Below are 15809 nucleotides of genomic sequence, written 5' to 3'. Positions count from 1 at the left end.
GACGAGCGCAGGTGAACGCAGGTTCACAGCGCGATGCGCCGGTCCGGCTTCCCGGCCGTCGCGCCCCGAAGGCCCGTGGCACGCTGCGTGTTAGCGCGCGGCATGGTAGTCGTGCGGGAGGGCCGCGCCGGTGCCGGCCGCCGCTGGAGGACTTCGATGCTTCTTCATTCCCCCCTTGCGAAGATCCTGGGCCGAGGCGCGCTGTTCCTTGGGTTCGCCGCGACAGCAGCGGGCTGCGGCGGCTGCGGTGACGCCACGCTCCAGTGCGACAGCGACGGCGAGAACTGCATGATCTGCGACGGCTACGGCTGTCACCCGGCGGAGCCCGACGTCGGCGGCGTTGGCGGGGGCCCGGCCAACCCGGGCCAGGGCGGCGCGGGCCAGGGCGGCGCGGGCCAGGGCGGCGCAGGCCAAGGCGGCGCGGGCCAGGGCGGCGCCGAGCCCACCTGCGACGCGGAGCTCACCACGTGCCCCTGCGACGGCGACGCCGCGTGCGACGACGGCATGCGCTGCGTCGATGGGCTCTGCATCGCGGCGTGCGAGTTCAGCTACCAGTGCGGCGCGGGCAGGGTGTGCGTGAACGGCGAGTGCGCCGAGGGCTGCTCCGACAGCGTCCCCTGCGCCGAGCCCGGCACGCGCTGCGACCGCGGGGTCTGCGTCCCCGACCCCGAGAACCCCGAGTGCGGCGACGCGGCGCCGTGCGAGGGCGGCGCGATCTGCGTCGACGGCGCGTGCACCACCGGCTGCGCGACGCACGCGGACTGCGCGGACGGCGAGGTCTGCAACGCGGTGACCGGCGCGTGCATGCCCGACCCCTCGCCGCAGCCCGGCTGTGGCGGCACGACCTGCGCGGCCCAGGGCCAGGAGTGCATGGAGGACGGCTACTGCCACTATCCGTGCACCAGCGTGCAGGCATGCCGCCTCATCGACAGCCGCTTCGTCCGCTGCGATGACGGCGTCTGCAAGACGCGGGAGGAGGTCGCGCCGGAGTGCTCCCTCGACGAGCCCTGCCCCGACGGCCAGGACTGCATCTCCGGCGCGTGCCTTTGATCCGCGGCCTCTGACCGAGGCCGCGCGGGCCGCCCTCCCGCCGCGCCGCCCGCCGTGGAAGAAGCGGTGAGGTGCGGCGCGGCCGGGCGACCCGCGGCGCCCTCCTCACCTTCCGCCTCTGCGGTCCTTGTCCCGCACACCTTGACCGTCCGTCATGTGGCGGGTAATCGCCTCGGATGGTCGCCCGCTCCCCCGTGCATCGGCCCGCCCCGCTCCTCGCCCGGATCGCCCGCGCCGCCGTCGTGTCGCTCGCCCTCGCCGCCCCGGGCGTCGCCGCCGCCGAGACCCGGATCGCCGTCGTCGACGTGCAGCACGCCGTGATGCAGACCGAGGACGGCATCCGCGCGCAGGCCACCCTGAAGAAGCTCTTCGACCGGCGGCAGCAGGAGCTCGACGCGAAGCAGACGGAGCTCCAGCGCGCGCGCGAGGACATCGAGAAGCAGTCGCGCGTGCTCTCGCGCGAGTCGCTGCAGAAGCGGATGGAGGACTGGCAGCGCCAGATGGTCGAGCTCCAGACCGTGTTCGTCGACTACAACAAGGAGCTGCAGAAGAAGCAGGGCGAGCTCACCGGGCCCATCATCAAGAAGATGATGATCATCGTCGCCCGGATCGCGAAGAAGTCGGGCTACGAGGTCATCCTCGACAAGCAGGCGGCCCCCTACGTGCGCGCCGATCTCGACCTCACGGAGCAGATCATCCAGCTCTACAACACAGGCGGGGGCGAGGACGACGCGGGCGGCGACAAGGCCGAGAACAAGGACGCCCCGAAGTAGCGCGCCGCGCGCGCGCCACGCCGTGAAAGGAGCCGGCCTTGCCTGACCGAACCCAAGAGCCCGTCTCGCTCGACATCCATCAGATCCTGTCGATCCTGCCGCACCGTTACCCGCTCGTGATGGTGGACCGGGTGACGCAGGTGACCGCCAACAAGAGCATCCGCGGCTACAAGTGCGTCGCCTACAACGAGCCCTGGTTCCAGGGGCACTTCCCCCAGCGGCCGATCATGCCCGGGGTGCTGATCCTGGAGTCGCTCACGCAGCTCGGCGGCATCCTCGCCTACGCGTCCGACCCGTTCGACGCGACGTCGAACCTCATGTTCTTCCTCGGCATCGACAAGGCGAAGTTCCGCCACACGGTGACCCCCGGCGACCGGCTCGATCTCTACGTCGAGGTGCTGCACCACCGCTCGAACGTGTGGAAGCTGCGCGGCGAGGCGAGCGTCGACGGAACGCTCTGCGCCGAGGGGGAGATGCTCGCGTCCATCGTCGACCGCGAGCCCTGACAGGGAGGATGATCGCGCCATGAGCCGGAGCCCGTCGTCGCCTCTTTCCCGCATCGCCGCCGTCCTGTGCGCCTCGCTCGCCCTCGCGCCCGCGGCCGGCTGCGGCGGCGCCGCGCCTCCCGCGCCCGCGCCCGTCGTCGGCGGCGGCCTGATCGGCGCCGCGGCGCCCGAGATCGCGGCCGAGATCGTGAGCGGCGAGGGGCCGTCCACGCTCGCCGAGGCGCGCGGCAAGGTGGCGATCGTCGACTTCTGGGCGACGTACTGCCACCCCTGCCGGAAGTCGTTCCCCGCGTACCAGAAGATCGTCGATCGCTTCGGCGCCGACGTCGCCGTGCTCGCCGTCGCGCTCGACGCCCCGGAGGACGTCTCGAAGGAGCAGCTCGTTGCGTTCGCGAACGAGGCCGAGGTCAGGTTCAGGATCCTCTGGGACAAGGACCAGAGCGCGGTGAAGAGGTACAACCCGCCGAGGATGCCGACCGCCTACGTCGTCGACCGGAGGGGCGTCGTGCGCCACGTCCACGCGGGCTACGAGGACGGCGAGGAGGAGACGATCTCCCGGGAGATCGAGGCGCTGCTCGCCGAGGCGGGGCCTGCTCCGGCCGAGGCGCCTCCCGCGGCGGCGACGCCTCCGGCCGAGGCGGCGCCTCCGGCGGGGCCCGCTCCGGCCGAGGCGCCTCCCGCGGCGGCGACTCCCCCGGCCGGGGCGGCGCCCGGGCCGGGCGACGGCGCCCGCCCCTCTCCCTGAGGCTCGTGCGGAGGCGGCGGCTGCCCTCATGTCCCCTACCCTGATCCGGCGCGTCTCGGTGGAGGCGCTCGACATCCCGCTGCACGAGCCGTTCGGCATCGCCGGCGGCGCGCAGGAGCGCGCGGCGAACCTCCTCGTCACGGTGGAGCTCGCCGACGGGACGCTCGGCTTCGGCGAGGCGGCGCCGCTGCCGGCCTTCAACGGCGAGACGCAGGAGGCGTCGCGGGCCGCGGCCCTCTCGCTGCGCGGCGCCGCGGTGGGCGCGGACGCGCGCGCGTGGCGCGCCATCGCGAGCGCGCTCCGCGCGGCCGCCCTCACGATGCGCGGCGGCGCGGGCGCGGCGCGCTGCGCGCTCGAGACGGCGATCCTCGACGCGCTCACGAGGCGCGCGGGCATGCCGCTCTGGGCCTTCTTCGGCGGCGCCGGGACGGCGCTCGCGACCGACATCACGATCACCACGGGCTCGCCGGAGCGCGCGGAGGAGGCCGCGCGGCGCGCCTCGGCCATGGGCTTCCGCGTCCTCAAGGTGAAGGTCGGCGGCCGCCTCGCCGCGTCGGACCCGGCGCGCATCGAGGCGATCTTCGCGGCGGCGCCGCGCGCGTCGCTGATCCTCGACGGCAACGGCGGGCTCACGGCGGGCGAGGCGCTCGCGCTCGTCGCGCACGCGCGCCGGCTCGGCGCGGACGTCGCGCTCCTGGAGCAGCCGGTGCCGCGCGACGACTGGGAGGGCATGAAGGAGGTCACGCGGCGCGCCGGCGTCGACGTGGCGGCCGACGAGAGCGTCACGTGCGCCGAGGACGTCGTCCGCATCGCGGCGGAGCGCGCGGCGACGGTCGTCAACATCAAGCTGATGAAGGGCGGCATCGCCGAGGCGCTCGACATCGCGGCGGTCGCCCGCGCGTCGGGGCTGCGGCTCATGATCGGCGGGATGGTCGAGTCGGTGCTCGCGATGACGACGTCGGCGTGCTTCGCCGCGGGCCTCGGCGGGTTCTCGTTCGTCGATCTCGACACGCCGATGTTCCTCGCCGAGAACCCCTTCGACGGCGGCTTCACCCAGGCGGGGCCCGCGCTCTCGCTCGACGGGATCGGCGCAGGCCACGGCGCCGTCCCGAAGCGCCGCGATCCGGAGGCTGGCTAGAGAGCAACAAACGGGTTGAACCCGCCTGAAACGAGCAGAACTTGGAACCGCCAAGACGCCAAGAAGGAGACAAGATCTTGGCGTCCTTGGCGCCTTGGCGGTTTATTTCTCGCTCGCTCAACGAGATCGTTGCTGTAGGCCTCGATCCCGGGGCGCCCTCAGGCCGCGGGCGCCGCGCCGATCCACGCGGGCACGCCGAGCTGGTCGAACGGGCCGCGCAGGTCGTCGGGCAGCGGCGCGGCGATGCGCAGCGGGGCGCCCGTCTCGGGGTGGGCGACGGCGAGCTCGGCCGCGTGGAGCGCGAGGCGGTGCAGCGCGTAGCGCTCGCGGAAGAGGCGGTTGTGCTCGCCCTTGCCATAGTTCACGTCGCCGATGATCGGGTGGCTGATGTGCTTCAGGTGCCGCCGCACCTGGTGCAGGCGGCCCGTGCGCGGGCGCGCCTCGACGACGGCGTAGCGCTCGAGCGCGTGGAGGCGCTCGAACTCGGTGACGGCCGGAACGCGCGGGCCGCCCTCGCGCCGCGGGATCGGGTGATCGATGCACCCGCGCTCCGGGGGCACGCCGCGGACGAGGGCCAGGTAGCGCTTCTGCGCGAGGCCCTGCTCGAACTGCGCGCCGAGCAGGGCGGCGGCGGCGGCGTCGAGCGCGACGAGCAGCACGCCGCTCGTCGCCCTGTCGAGGCGGTGCACCGGGAACACCTTCCGGCCCAGCGCGCGCTGGGCGAGATCGACGAACACGACCGGCGCGTCGCCCCAGCCGCGGTGCACGAGCAGCCCGGACGGCTTCGCGAAGGCCGCGACGCGGTCGTCCAGGTGGAGCAGGGGGAGCTGCATCAGGCGGGCCGCGCTCAGCCGGTCCCGAGCGCGAGGTAGCGCGCGAGCCGCTGGTACAGGGCGGCCGCGAGCTCGGCGTCGTGCTCGCAGACCTCGGCGAAATCGTCCTTGCGGATCCGGATGAGGCGCGTCCGAGTCGCCGCGACGGGCAGATCGCCCTTGCGCCGCGCGCCCACGAGCGACTCGGGGAAGAGCAGGCCGGACGACCCGATCCGCCGGCCGTCCGGCAGATCCACCGCCCCGTCGAGCACCAGGTAAGCGACGAGATCGCTCGCGACGTCGCGCGGGATCCGGTCGCCCGCGGCGAGCTCCACCTCGACGCCCGCGGCGAGCGCGCCGAGCACCGCGGCGGGGCTCATGCCGGAGAGCAGCGGGCACGCGGAGAGCACCGAGAGCTCGCGCGACGATGGCCCGGCGTCGTCCGCGCGCTTCACGAAGCGCTCCTTGATGTCGATGACGATCACGCTCGCGTTGTCGAGCCCGCCGCGCTCGCGCGCGTGCGCGAGGAGGCCGGCCGCGACGTCCTCGGGGCCGCCCTTCGCGCAGAAGCGCGACAGTGACGCCTCGCTGTCGATCGCGTTGTGGACGCCGTCGGTGCAGAGCAGGATGCGATCGCCGCGCGAGAGATCGACGAACAGGGTGTCGACGGAGACGGTGCCCGCGAGCCCGATCGCGTTCACGAGCGGGTTCCGGTGCGGCTTCCTCGCCGGCGTCGTCCTGCCGGCCGCGCGGAGCGTATCGTAGAGGGCGTGGTCCTGGGTGAGCTGGACGGTGGTCGTCGGGCGAACCAGGTAGGCGCGGCTGTCACCGGCGTGGGCGAAGAACGCCCGGCTGTGCGCGAGCACCACGAAGTCGAGCGTCGTGCCCATCCCCTGGTAGCTCGGCTCCTTGCGGCGCGCCTCGAGGATGGCGCCGTGCGCTGCCTCGGCCACGCGGCGGAGCAGCGCGAACACCTCGCGGCGCGCTTCGATGTTCGGGTCGGCCACGTACGCGTCGAGGATCGCGGCCGCGGGCGGGCCGGTCACCTCGTCGCGCACCGTGTCGATCGCGATCTGGGCGGCGACCTCGCCGGCGGCGTGGCCTCCCATCCCGTCCGCGATGGCGAAGAGGGCGAGCTCGGGGCAGCAGAGGAGCCGGTCCTCGTTGCTCGGGCGGACGAGGCCAACATCGGTCGATGCGGCGAACTCGATGCGGTAGTCGAAGCGCGGAAGGATCCGGGACACCGCGACCAGGATAGACACCGCCCGGGCGGCGTCAAAATCGCTCAGCGGCTGGCGACCGCGCGCCCCCGCGACCGCGCGACGCTCGCCCGCCACCGCGCTCGCCCGCCACCGCGCTCGCCCGCCACCGCGCTCGCCCGCCCGCGGTCGCCTGGGGCTCGCTGGGCTCCACCACCGCGCTCGCTCGCCCTCGGTCGCCCCGCCCCCCAGGCCGTGCGGGCCCTGCCGCCCCGGAGCGCGGCGGCGCGCTCCCGCGCGACATTACCGGGCACACGCCGGCGCGGGCAAGGCGCGCCATGCCGCCCCGCGCGGCGCGACCGTGCCCCCGGCGGACACACCAGCGTCCGACGCGCACGGATCCACGGTTGGCCCGAGTCTCGCGTCTTCGGGGGGCATGCAACTCATCGAAGTGGATGCCGGGCGCTTTCGGCTCGAATTCGGCGGCGGGCTCGGGCTGGAGGTCATCCTCCTGTTCAGCCGCTCGGTGGCCTTCTGGCGCTGGGGCGGCGAGCTCGTTGCGGAGGTCAGCGTCGGCGTGAGCTGAGCCGGACAGCCGTCGTCTCGACCGGAGCCCGAGCCACGCAGCAGATTCGAGGCGTCAGCGAAAGAGCCCCAGACAAAAAATTCCGGTAGGATTCGGCTCGACCGATGAGGCCTTGCTGCTGTCTGCTCTCCACCACGCCCCTTCCTGCCGCGGATTCACCGCAGGCCCGCGCAGCGATCCCGCGGTTCACGCCCGAGCTCGGCGGGCTGACGCGGCCGTCGCGACCGGCGCAGCGAGCGCTCTCGGGCGCGACGTCGCGCAGAAGCTGGAGCGCTCGATGAGCGTAGAACCGCGGATCGACGTCGCGACGATGCGGCGCGCCCTGTCCACCGCCGAGGCGGTGATGGCGCTGAACCCGCCCGAGTCGCCCATGGTCGAGGGATACCGCCTCTTCCGCGTGTCGGGCGGGGACGTCGCGTGGCTGGATCTGCCTGCGAACACCGGCGCGTACGCCGTGTTCGGCTCGCACCCGCGCTGCGACATGAAGTTCGCGTCGGGCGACGACGTGTGCGTGCGCCACCTGGTCGCCACCTGCTGCAACCTCGGCGACGGCGGCTTCGGCCTGCGGCTCATGGACCTCCAGACCTCGATCCCGTTCTTCGTCGACGACGACGTGCCGCGGCGCTCGATCGTGGTCAGCGGCCCGCTGCTCGTGCGCATCGGCAAGCACGTGGTCGGCGGCATCCCGGTCGGCCCGCGGGCCTCGTCGCGGGTGCTGCAGGTGAGCTCGTGCGGCATGAGCGAGCCGCCGCGCGGCCTCGAGAGCGTCTCGGAGAAGCCCGCCGTCGAGGGCGCCGCGCCCCCGGCGCCGACCGAGGGCATCACGACGAGCCACCGCTTCGCGCGCGGAGAGATCTCGCACATCACGTCGGTGCGCCCCGTCTCGCACATCGAGGAGATGGTCGCGCCGCGGGCGAAGACGGGGTACGTGCGGCTCACGCTGCAGTCGAGCGAGCGCAGCGCCGCGGTCGAGCTGCCCGAGCAGGCGCTCGACGACGGCGTGCTGCTCGGGCGCGCCGACAACTGCCTGGACCGCGGGCTGCGCGCCGTCCTGAGCACGCACATCTCGCGCACGCACCTCTTGCTCCTGCGCGACGGCAAGGACGTCATGGCGCTCGATCTCTGCTCGACGAACGGGACGAGGTACGCGGGCCAGAAGGTCCGCCGCGTGATGATCCCCGCCGAGGGCCTGGCCCTCACGCTGGGCCCAGAGCTGACGCTGATCTGGCACCCCCAGACGTGAGGCGGACGTGAGGCGGCCCTCTCGCGAGGGCGAGCTGTGCCCTACGACAGGAGCTGGCGCGCGATGACGATGCGCTGGATCTGGCTCGTGCCCTCGTAGATCTGGAGGACCTTCGCGTCGCGCATCATCTTCTCGACGGGGTACTCCTTCACGTAGCCGTTGCCGCCGAACACCTGGACGGCGTCGACGGCGGTCTGCATCGCGCTGTCGGCGCCGTAGGCCTTCGCGAAGCTCGAGACGATCGGGTCGCGCACCCCGTTGTCGAGGTTCCACGCGGCCTTCTGGTAGAGCAGGCGCGTGCCCTCCACGCGGATCGCCATCTCCGCGAGCATCCACTGGATGAGCTGGTGGTTGCCGATCGGCTGGCCGAACGTCTTTCGCTCCTTGGCGTAGGCGACGCACTCGTCGAGGCAGCGCCGCATCAGGCCCGTGGCGGCCGCGCCGATGTCGGGGCGGGTCTGGTTGAACGTCTCCATCGCGAGCTTGAAGCCCTGCCCCTCCGCGGCGAGGAGGTTCTGCTTCGGCACCTTCACGTCCTCGAGGAACACCTGGGCGGTGTCGCTCGCCCGCTGGCCGAGCTTGTCCTCCTTCTTGCCGACGCGGAGGCCGGGCGTGTCGCGATCGACGATGAACGCCGCGATGCCCTTGTGCCGGAGCTCCGGGTTCGAGGTCGCGAAGATCACGTAGAAGCGCGCGAAGCTCGCGTTCGTGATCCAGCACTTCTGCCCGTTCAGCACGTAGTCGTCGCCGTGCTTCGTGAAGCGGGTCTTGAGGCCGGCGACGTCGCTGCCCGCGTCCGGCTCGCTCGTGCAGTAGCTCGCCATGACCGGCTCGGCGGTGAGCATGCCGAGGTACTTCTTCTTCTGCTCCTCGCTCCCCGCGAGCTTGATGGGCGTGAGCGCGAGGCCGTTCGCGAGGAAGCTCGTCTGGATCCCGGTGCACCCGTACGAGAGCTCCTCGGCGAGCAGGGCGTTCTCGAACTCGCCCATCCCCGGGCCGCCGTACTCGGCCGGACACGTCGGGTTGACGAGGCCGAGGTTCCAGCCCTCCACGAAGACGTCCATCGGGAAGTACGATTTCTGATCGCACTCGGCCGCGATCGGGGTGATGCGCTCCTTCGTGAAGCGGCGCGCCGTATCGATGAGAGCCTTGTGCTCTTCGCTCAGAGAGAAATCGACCACCTGGGACCTCCGGCTAGTGGGACGGGCGCGGCGCTCGCCGCGCCCGCCGGCAACGCGGGACGAGGGCTCGCGCCCCCGTCACTCCTTCATCCTGCGCCTACGTCGCTCGAGCTCGGCGCGCACGGCGCGGCTGCCCAAGATGTAGCCGATGATCAGCCCCAGCATCAGCACCACCGGGATGTAGAGCGCGTGCTGCGGGGTCATCTCCCCGAGGTTCGGCATCAGGTCGTCCCCTGGCCCGAGCCGGCCCGCGCCCGCCGCACGGCGGCCTCGAGCGCGTCGATGCGCCGGTCGATCTGCTTCTGCCGGCGCCAGGAGAGGAAGATCATCGCGAAGATGATGAGCCAGATCGCGGCGTACGCCTCGACGAGCAGCTTCTCCCCGCTCTGCATCTCGTTCCCCCCCTGCACGGGGCGAAACGCCTGCGCTCGGTCGTCCGTTGTGGTGCCCGTCGGTTGCTGCAGGGCCGCGTGAGCGAACAAGGAATGAAGGGAATTCACGTTCTCAGTCCTCTCCGATGCCGGCTTCGAGGGCCTCCTGCTCGAGCTCCGCGAGCCGCGCGGACGCGAGATCGACGCGGAGGCGCGCCCACAGGAGCGCGAGGGAGAGCAGCGTGAACGAGAGGAAGCCGAAGCCGAGCGCCAACTTCATGTCAGGGTGCCCGAGGCCGCCGCCTTTGCCGGTGATGACCGTGGGGTGGTTACCGCCCCACATCTTCACCGAATAATGGATGATCGGCAGGTTGGCCGCGCCGAGCACGCCCAGGGCCGCGGCGAACTTGCGCTCGGCGTGGCTGTCGCCGGTGAAGGCGCGGAGCACGACATAGGCGATGTAGATAAGGACGCTGAGCAGCGAGGTGGTCAGGCGCGGATCCCACGTCCAGTACACGCCCCAGGCCTTCGCGGCCCACAGCGGGCCGGTGATGAGGACGATCAGGCCCATCGCCACGGCGACCTGCGCGCCGGACTTCGCCAGCGAGTCCCACCACTGAGTGCCGCGCGCGAGGTAGCCGGCGGAGCCGATGAAGCAGGCGGTCGCGCCGAGGTACATCGCGTACCCGGCGGGAGCGTGGAAGTAGAAGATCTTCTGCACGATCCCCATCGAGGCCTCCGTCGGCACGACGTAGGCGACGAAATGGAGGGTGCCGATGATGGCGGCGGCCGACGCGGCGAGCAGCACCGAGAACGCGACGCTGGAGGCGCCGGAGCTGCCGCGCGCGCTGGGACGCGCCGCGTCCCCGTTCGCTGCCAGGGCCATTCTGTGTGCGTCCTGCCGGTCGTCAGCTCCCATGCTGGGCCGCACGGTAGTGCCAAGGACGGCCGCGTTCAAGCCGCGGTGACGCGCGGAGGCCGGCCGGAGGAAGCGAGGGCGGCCCCCCTGGCTCAGCGCGTCCGGTCTCATGGCTCAGGTGCCGTCGGGCGCGATCACATCCCAGCCGGTCGCCTTCGCGAGGCGCGACATCGCCATGTCGAGATCCATCGTCGCGTTGAGCTGATTGAAGCGGTTGGTGGCGTACGCCTTGGCTGGATCGATGAGGTCCTTCTCGGCCATGGTCCCGACGTCGATCCCCTGCTGCACCATCACGAGCCACCGTTTGCCGTACCTGGCCGCCTTGGTGTAGGCGTCGAGGCGCCGCTGGGCCTCGACGACCTCGGCGTAGGCGGTCTCGACCTCGGTGGCGACGCCGCCCATGGCGAGGCGCTGCGTCGCGGCCATCTCCTCGAGCTGCGCCTCGGCGAAGCGGATGCGGGCCGATTGCGGGAGCAGATCGAGCTTCCATTGCAGCACGAGCGCGGCGCCGTAGTGGAAGTAGTTGCCCGGGTCGCTGGTGAACGGGTTGAGCTGATCGGCGACCTCGGGCGCGGCGCTCACCCCGGCCTGGAGGCCGAGGCCGATGTCGGGGAAGAGCTGCGCGCGCGCGAGCCGCACCTGCGCCGTCCGCGCGTCGAGGCCGGCGCGCGCCTGCGCGAGCTCGGGCCGGTACAGGCGCGCCGCGGTGAGGTAGCGGCTGACGTGCCCGAGCCGGTGCTTCGGCGGGCGGATCGGGACGTCGGGGATGTCGAGGTCCGGGACGCCCGTGTAGAAGCGCAGGCCGGCCAGCGCGACGGCGATGTACTTGTCGACCTCCGCGCCGCGCGCCTCGAGCTCGGCCCCGAAGGTCTGGAGCTTGAGGAGCTCGATGGGATCGCCCTCGTCGCGCTCGACCTGCTCCTCCAGGCGCTGGAGCGCCTTGTCCATCTCGCGCCGCACGTCCGTGAGCAGGGCCCGCGAGTCGCGCGCGAGCTGGAGGCCGAAGTAAGCCTTGCGGACGTCGAGCCGCACCGCGTCGCGCTCCTTCTCCACGTTCGCCTGGTTCACGCGGACGTTCGCCTCGGCGGCGTCCCAGAGGCTCGTGATCTTGCCGAAGGTCCAGAGCGGCACGACGCCGTCGATGTTCCCGCGCCAGGCCACGCCGAGGCTCGAGGTGAGCGAGACGTCGGTGTTGGGGCTGAAGACGTTGTTGCCGCGGACCGTGGGCGCGAGCGCGACGCCCCCGGTCAGCTTGAACTGCGAGAACGGGGCGTAGTGGGCCTCGTCGAGCTGCGCGCGGACCTGGTTCAGCTTCGCGCGGGCGGCGGCCACGTTCGGGTGATTGCGGTCGGCGAGCGCCAGGACGCGAGGGAGATCGTGGACGACCGCCGCTTGCCGCCGGGGCGCCTCGTCGGCAGCGGCAGCGGGGGACGGGGCGAGCCGGACCGCGAGGGAGACGGCGGCGGCGACAAGAGCACCTCGTGCAGCGCGTCGGGCCATTTTCGGCGCAACGTAGCACGAGCCGGCCGCGCGCTTGCGCCGCGGGGCGCGCGGCGCCATCAGTCCGCGTCGTCCGCGTCCGGCCCTTCCGCGGCCTCCCGCGCTTCTTGCGCCTCCCGCGCTTCCCGTGCTTCCCGCGACGGGTCCTCGTCGCCCCTCGACGCGATCTTCTTCTTGAGCCGGCGGAAATTCGAGCGATCCATGCCCGCCTGCCGCGCCGCTTCGCTCAGATTGTTGCCCGCGCGCTGCAGCAGGCGCCGGACGTAGATCCGATCGAACGCGTCGACGGCGCGCTCCTTGGCCTCCGCGTACGGGAGCTCGCAGAGCTGCGCCGGCAGGACGAGGGCGTCTCGAGGGGGGCGCTGCTCCGGCCCCGCGCGCCCGGACACCGAGCGCGGGAGGTCCGCGGGCAGGATCGCCTCGCCGCGCGCGGAGATCACGGCGTGCTCGATCGCGCTCTCGAGCTCGCGGGCGTTGCCCGGCCAGGCGTGTTCGCGCAGCAGGCGCGCCGCCTCGGAGCCGATCCGCGCGACGTCCCGGCCGTGCGCGCGCGCGTACCGGTTCAGGTAATGGCTCGCGAGCAGCGCGATGTCCTCGCGGCGCCGCCGGAGCGGCGGCAGCTCGACGACGATGACGCCGAGGCGGTAGAGGAGATCCTCGTGGAGCTGGCCGGCGGCGGCGCGCTCCCGCAGGTCGGCGGACGTCGACGCGATGACCCGGACGTCGACGCGCCGCGGCTCGCCGCCTGCCCTCGCGACGTCGCCGTGCTCGAGGACCCGGAGCAGCCTGGCCTGGGCCGCCAGCGACAGCGCCGAGACCTCGTCGAGGAAGAGCGTGCCGCCGTCCGCCGCCTCGACCAGGCCCGCGCCGGCGCGCCCGTCCGGCGCGGCCTCGCGATCGCCGCCGAAGAGCTCCTCCTCGGCGCGCGGCCCGGGGAGCGCGCCGCAATCGACGGCGACGAAGCGCCCTCCGGCGCGCGGCCCGCGCCGGTGGACGGCGCGCGCAACGAGCTCCCTGCCCGTCCCGCGCTCGCCGACCAGCAGGAGGGGCGCCGCCAGCGCCGCCACGCCGAGCGCCTTCCGGTACGCCTCCTGCATCGCGGCCGAGCTCGTGATCACCTCGCCGAGCTGCTCGTGCTCGCCGACGCGCTCCTCGAGCGCCCTGGCGCGGGCGACGAGCCGCCGGCGCTCGATCGCGCGCTCGATCACGATCGAGGCCGCCGCCTCCGGATCGACGGGCTTCATCACGAACGCGTACGCCCCGGCGCGCACGGCCGCGACCGCCGCCTCGACCTCGCTGTGGCCGGCCATCACGACGGCCTCGACGTCGGGGTATTTCGCCTTGATGTGCTCGAGCACCTCGGCGCCGCTCATGCGCGGCATGGCGAGGTCGAGCAGCACGGCCTCGACGCGGGTCGTCGCGAGCAGCCCGAGCGCGGCCGGGCCGTCCTCCGCCGTCAGGACGTCGAAGTCGCGCACGAGCGCGCGCGCCAGGCCGCGGCGCTGGGCCGGCTCGTCGTCGACCAGGAGGATGCGGGCGCGAGCGGCGGCGTTCACGAGGTGAAGCGGCGGACTAGAGCGGCTTGCGCGGGAAGGACGGGAGATCCGCGCCCCGGCGCGTCTGCGGCTCCCTCGCGTCGTCCTGGGCCGCGACGAAGGCGGGGTCGCTGGACCGCCGGAGCTTGCCGGGGGGCGGCGGGGCCGGCGGCTCGGCGCCCCCGGTCGGCGTGTAGATCTGGCCGTGCTGCTGGAAGACGCAGATCCGGTTGCCGCCCTCGCGCTTCGCCTGGTGGAGCGCGCTCTCCGCGGCGCGGATGAGCGCGTCCTTGCTGCGGACGTCGCGCGAGGGGTAGAGCGAGACGCCGATCGACACGCTGCACGGCCGCGTCGCGCCGCCGAACTCGACCGGGTTGCCGGAGGCCTCGCGCCAGATCCGCTCGGCCACGGTCAGCGACCCGGCGAAGTGCGTGCTCGGCAGGACGACGAGGAACTCCTCGCCGCCGTAGCGCGAGACGACGTCCACCTCGCGGACCGAGCGGCGGATCCCGTCGGCCACGCGCCGGATCACGGCATCGCCGAGCGTGCGCCCGCCGATCTCGTTCATCGCCTTGAGCCGGTCGATGTCGACGAGCACGCAGGCGAACGGCTCGTGGTAGCGCTCCGCGCGCTTGAACTCCTCGTTGAGCCGCGTGAAGAGGTAACGGTAGTTGTAGAGCCCCGTCATCTCGTCGTGGATGGAGAGCTGCTCCAGGTAGGCGCGCTGCGCCGCCACCTGGTCGTGCAGCCGCTTGATCCGCAGCATCGCCCCGACGCGCGCGAGGAGCTCCTCCTCCTCGAACGGCTTGCAGACGTAGTCGTCGGCGCCGATCTTGAGCCCCTCGACCCGGCTCGCCGTGTCGGTCTTCACCGTGACGAGCACCACGGGGAGGAACGACTCGGCGGTCATGCTCTTCAGGAGCCTGCACGCCTCGAGGCCCGTGAGCCGGGGCATCACGATGTCGAGGAGCGCGAGGTCGACGCCGCCGCGCCCGATGAGCTCGATCGCCTCCTGACCGTCGTCGACCGCCTCGACCTGGAAGCCGGCCTTGCTGAGCATGCTCACGAGCATCTGGCGCGCGAGCCGGTCGTCGTCCGCCACGACGATCCTGGGCGGACGGCTGCTCATGAGCTCGGCCGGCGCAGAGGGCGGAGCGCTCCGGATGTCCTCGCTGATCGGCACCGGCACATCCTCCCTTCGGCCGGGTCCGGGCGCAACGAGATCGCACGACGGCGGAGGCCGCCGCGCTGGTTTCGCGGTAAGGACCCCCTCATGACTCAGGCGCGGTTCTGGAAGCTCGCGGCGCTCGCGCTGGCCTTCACGCTCGGCGTGATCCTGTGGGGCGCGTTCGTGCGCGCGACCGGCTCGGGGGCCGGCTGCGGCAGCCACTGGCCGACGTGCAACGGGGACGTCATCCCACGTTCACCCAGCGCGGCGACCTTCATCGAGTTCACGCACCGGGCCACGTCGGGCATCGCGTTCCTGCTCGTCGCGCTGCAGCTCGTCTGGGCGTTCGTCGCCTATCCGGCGGGGCACCCGGTGCGCGGCGGCGCGTCCGCGTCGATGCTGCTCATGATCACCGAGGCGGCGGTCGGCGCCGGGATCGTCCTGCTCGAGTACGTCGCGCACAACGCGTCGGCGGCCCGCGCGCTCTGGATGGCGGTGCACCTCATCAACACGTTCCTGCTCGTCGGCGCCATGACCTGCACGCTCTACTGGGCGCGCGGCGGCCGGCGTGTGCGCCTGCGCGGCCAGGGCGCGACGGGCGCGCTGCTCGCCGCCGCCCTCGCCGGGGTCCTCGCGGTGGGCGTCACCGGGGCCATCGCGGCGCTCGGCGACACGCTCTTCGCGGCGAGCTCGCTCCGCGAGGGCATCGCGCAGGACTTCTCGCCGACGGCCCACTTCCTGCTGCAGCTGCGCACGCTCCACCCGGCCGTGGCGGTGGTCGTGAGCGGCTACCTGCTCTTCGCGCGCGGCGCCATCGCCGCCCGGCGCCCCTCACCGCTCGTCGAGCGGCTCTCGATGGCGACCGGCGGCCTCGTGCTGCTGCAGGTCGGCGCCGGGGTCGTCAACCTCCTGCTGCTCGCGCCGGTGTGGATGCAGCTCGTGCACCTCCTGCTCGCCGATCTCCTGTGGATGGTCCTCGTCACGCTCGCCGCGGCCGCGCTGAGCGAGCCGGCCGCGGCCGCCGACCCGGGCCCGCGCGGGGAAGAGAAGGCGCGCTCGGAGGCGGTCGCCGCCTGAAGGCGA

The 15809-nt window shown here is 72.9% G+C and carries 17 protein-coding genes; 8 read left to right on the top strand and 9 right to left on the bottom strand.

Annotated features, from left to right (window positions below):
* Nucleotides 1-156 precede the first annotated feature (156 nt).
* The 5 genes from WMF24_RS14655 (at nucleotide 157) to WMF24_RS14635 (ending at nucleotide 4212) form a co-directional block, all read left to right on the top strand.
* Nucleotides 157-1050, top strand: coding sequence for a hypothetical protein (locus tag WMF24_RS14655; protein WP_437737016.1), 894 nt, complete (start codon nucleotides 157-159; stop codon nucleotides 1048-1050).
* Nucleotides 1051-1226: 176 nt separating this feature from the next.
* Complete coding sequence (locus WMF24_RS14650; RefSeq protein WP_437737015.1) at nucleotides 1227-1823, top strand: OmpH family outer membrane protein; 597 nt, start codon at nucleotides 1227-1229, stop codon at nucleotides 1821-1823.
* Between the two features lie 38 nt (nucleotides 1824-1861).
* Complete coding sequence (gene fabZ / locus WMF24_RS14645) at nucleotides 1862-2329, top strand: 3-hydroxyacyl-ACP dehydratase FabZ (protein ID WP_437737014.1); 468 nt, start codon at nucleotides 1862-1864, stop codon at nucleotides 2327-2329.
* Nucleotides 2330-2348: 19 nt separating this feature from the next.
* The gene (locus tag WMF24_RS14640; RefSeq protein ID WP_437737013.1) at nucleotides 2349-3074 is read left to right on the top strand and encodes a TlpA family protein disulfide reductase; all 726 of its coding nucleotides are present in this window, start codon (nucleotides 2349-2351) and stop codon (nucleotides 3072-3074) included.
* Between the two features lie 28 nt (nucleotides 3075-3102).
* Nucleotides 3103-4212, top strand: a complete 1110-nt coding sequence (locus WMF24_RS14635; protein ID WP_437737012.1) for a dipeptide epimerase — start codon at nucleotides 3103-3105, stop codon at nucleotides 4210-4212.
* A 158-nt stretch (nucleotides 4213-4370) separates the two neighbouring features.
* Here WMF24_RS14635 and WMF24_RS14630 read toward each other — a convergent pair whose 3' ends face one another.
* Entirely contained in the window at nucleotides 4371-5045 is a 675-nt protein-coding gene (locus tag WMF24_RS14630; RefSeq protein WP_437737011.1) for a pseudouridine synthase, read from the bottom strand.
* 14 nt (nucleotides 5046-5059) lie between these two features.
* On the bottom strand, nucleotides 5060-6268 hold the full coding sequence (locus WMF24_RS14625) for a protein phosphatase 2C domain-containing protein (RefSeq protein ID WP_437737010.1): 1209 nt from the start codon (nucleotides 6266-6268) through the stop codon (nucleotides 5060-5062).
* A gap of 391 nt (nucleotides 6269-6659) precedes the next feature.
* On the opposite strand from WMF24_RS14625, the gene WMF24_RS14620 reads away from it, so the two are divergent.
* Together WMF24_RS14620 and WMF24_RS14615 are read left to right on the top strand one after the other, a co-directional pair.
* On the top strand, nucleotides 6660-6809 hold the full coding sequence (locus WMF24_RS14620; RefSeq protein WP_155799138.1) for a hypothetical protein: 150 nt from the start codon (nucleotides 6660-6662) through the stop codon (nucleotides 6807-6809).
* Nucleotides 6810-7086: 277 nt separating this feature from the next.
* A complete protein-coding gene (locus WMF24_RS14615; protein WP_437737009.1) occupies nucleotides 7087-8052 on the top strand; it encodes an FHA domain-containing protein in 966 nt (321 codons plus the stop codon).
* A gap of 41 nt (nucleotides 8053-8093) precedes the next feature.
* On the opposite strand, the gene WMF24_RS14610 is transcribed toward WMF24_RS14615, so the two are convergent.
* From WMF24_RS14610 to WMF24_RS14580, 7 genes are all read right to left on the bottom strand, one after another.
* A complete protein-coding gene (locus WMF24_RS14610) occupies nucleotides 8094-9233 on the bottom strand; it encodes an acyl-CoA dehydrogenase family protein (RefSeq protein WP_437737008.1) in 1140 nt (379 codons plus the stop codon).
* Nucleotides 9234-9311: 78 nt separating this feature from the next.
* Nucleotides 9312-9455 (bottom strand): hypothetical protein, encoded by a 144-nt coding sequence (locus WMF24_RS14605; protein ID WP_433936012.1) that lies wholly within the window; start codon nucleotides 9453-9455, stop codon nucleotides 9312-9314.
* The gene (locus WMF24_RS14600) at nucleotides 9455-9733 is read right to left on the bottom strand and encodes a CcmD family protein (RefSeq protein WP_437737007.1); all 279 of its coding nucleotides are present in this window, start codon (nucleotides 9731-9733) and stop codon (nucleotides 9455-9457) included. Before WMF24_RS14600 ends, WMF24_RS14605 begins: the two co-directional genes overlap by 1 nt.
* Nucleotides 9734-9737: 4 nt before the next feature.
* Nucleotides 9738-10490 carry a cytochrome c biogenesis protein CcsA gene (gene ccsA / locus WMF24_RS14595; RefSeq protein WP_437737006.1) on the bottom strand — a complete coding sequence of 251 codons (753 nt, stop codon included), beginning with the start codon at nucleotides 10488-10490 and terminating at the stop codon, nucleotides 9738-9740.
* Nucleotides 10491-10637: 147 nt separating this feature from the next.
* Nucleotides 10638-12023: a TolC family protein gene (locus tag WMF24_RS14590; protein ID WP_437737005.1), complete on the bottom strand. Its 1386-nt coding sequence runs from the start codon at nucleotides 12021-12023 to the stop codon at nucleotides 10638-10640.
* A gap of 59 nt (nucleotides 12024-12082) precedes the next feature.
* Nucleotides 12083-13579, bottom strand: coding sequence for a sigma-54-dependent transcriptional regulator (locus WMF24_RS14585; protein WP_437737004.1), 1497 nt, complete (start codon nucleotides 13577-13579; stop codon nucleotides 12083-12085).
* Between the two features lie 16 nt (nucleotides 13580-13595).
* A complete protein-coding gene (locus WMF24_RS14580; protein ID WP_437737003.1) occupies nucleotides 13596-14741 on the bottom strand; it encodes a diguanylate cyclase in 1146 nt (381 codons plus the stop codon).
* Between the two features lie 90 nt (nucleotides 14742-14831).
* Between WMF24_RS14580 and WMF24_RS14575 the strand changes: the two genes are divergently transcribed.
* Nucleotides 14832-15803: a COX15/CtaA family protein gene (locus WMF24_RS14575; protein WP_437737002.1), complete on the top strand. Its 972-nt coding sequence runs from the start codon at nucleotides 14832-14834 to the stop codon at nucleotides 15801-15803.
* Nucleotides 15804-15809 lie beyond the last annotated feature (6 nt).

Source organism: Sorangium sp. So ce1335 (assembly GCF_051521615.1).
Classification (GTDB): Bacteria; Myxococcota_A; Polyangia; order Polyangiales; family Polyangiaceae; genus Sorangium.
The sequence above is the reverse complement of the archived record's forward strand: the minus strand, read 5'-3'. Positions and strand labels throughout refer to the sequence as shown.

Bases quoted from the DNA above. Each gene is read 5' to 3' on its own strand.
- WMF24_RS14655 (WP_437737016.1), top strand. From the start codon at position 157: ATGCTTCTTCATTCCCCCCTTGCGAAGATCCTGGGCCGAGGCGCGCTG.
- WMF24_RS14650 (WP_437737015.1), top strand. From the start codon at position 1,227: ATGGTCGCCCGCTCCCCCGTGCATCGGCCCGCCCCGCTCCTCGCCCGG.
- WMF24_RS14640 (WP_437737013.1), top strand. From the start codon at position 2,349: ATGAGCCGGAGCCCGTCGTCGCCTCTTTCCCGCATCGCCGCCGTCCTG.
- WMF24_RS14635 (WP_437737012.1), top strand. From the start codon at position 3,103: ATGTCCCCTACCCTGATCCGGCGCGTCTCGGTGGAGGCGCTCGACATC.
- WMF24_RS14630 (WP_437737011.1), bottom strand. From the start codon at position 5,045: ATGCAGCTCCCCCTGCTCCACCTGGACGACCGCGTCGCGGCCTTCGCG.
- WMF24_RS14620 (WP_155799138.1), top strand. From the start codon at position 6,660: ATGCAACTCATCGAAGTGGATGCCGGGCGCTTTCGGCTCGAATTCGGC.
- WMF24_RS14615 (WP_437737009.1), top strand. From the start codon at position 7,087: ATGAGCGTAGAACCGCGGATCGACGTCGCGACGATGCGGCGCGCCCTG.
- WMF24_RS14605 (WP_433936012.1), bottom strand. From the start codon at position 9,455: ATGCCGAACCTCGGGGAGATGACCCCGCAGCACGCGCTCTACATCCCG.
- ccsA (WP_437737006.1), bottom strand. From the start codon at position 10,490: ATGGCCCTGGCAGCGAACGGGGACGCGGCGCGTCCCAGCGCGCGCGGC.
- WMF24_RS14590 (WP_437737005.1), bottom strand. From the start codon at position 12,023: ATGGCCCGACGCGCTGCACGAGGTGCTCTTGTCGCCGCCGCCGTCTCC.
- WMF24_RS14575 (WP_437737002.1), top strand. From the start codon at position 14,832: ATGACTCAGGCGCGGTTCTGGAAGCTCGCGGCGCTCGCGCTGGCCTTC.